The organism is Pseudomonas sp. NPDC088429 (assembly GCF_044753305.1).
Lineage (GTDB): Bacteria > Pseudomonadota > Gammaproteobacteria > Pseudomonadales > Pseudomonadaceae > Aquipseudomonas > Aquipseudomonas rustica.
This window is the reverse complement of the sequence record NZ_JBIVMX010000015.1, coordinates 104,270-104,617: the sequence shown is the minus strand read 5'-3', so window position 1 is coordinate 104,617 and position 348 is coordinate 104,270. Positions and strand designations below refer to the sequence as shown.

The following is a 348-nucleotide window of genomic DNA, read 5'->3' as shown; positions in this document are numbered from 1 at the left end:
ATCACCCTCTACGAGTCCGCCGACAATCTGCTGTGGGGCAACAAGGTCATCAGCAACAAACGCCACGGCATCCGTATTCGTAACAGCGTGAACATCCGCCTCTACGAAAACGTCGCCATGGCCAACGGCCTGACCGGCGTTTACGGCCACATCAAGGATCTGAGCGACACCGACCGTGACATCAAGCTCGACCCGTTCGATGCGCAGGTGTCGCTGATCGTCGTCGGCGGTGAGCTGGCGGCCAACGGCAGCGGCCCGCTGTCGATCGATTCGCCTTTGAGTGTCGAGCTGTATCGCGTGTCGATGCTGGCGCCGACCAAATCCAGCGGCATCAGCTTCAACGGCATC

General features: G+C 60.3%; 1 pseudogene. It reads left to right on the top strand.

What is annotated here, in order from left to right:
- Positions 1-348 (top strand): annotated as a pseudogene (locus tag ACIP66_RS11155) (right-handed parallel beta-helix repeat-containing protein); the annotation flags it as partial.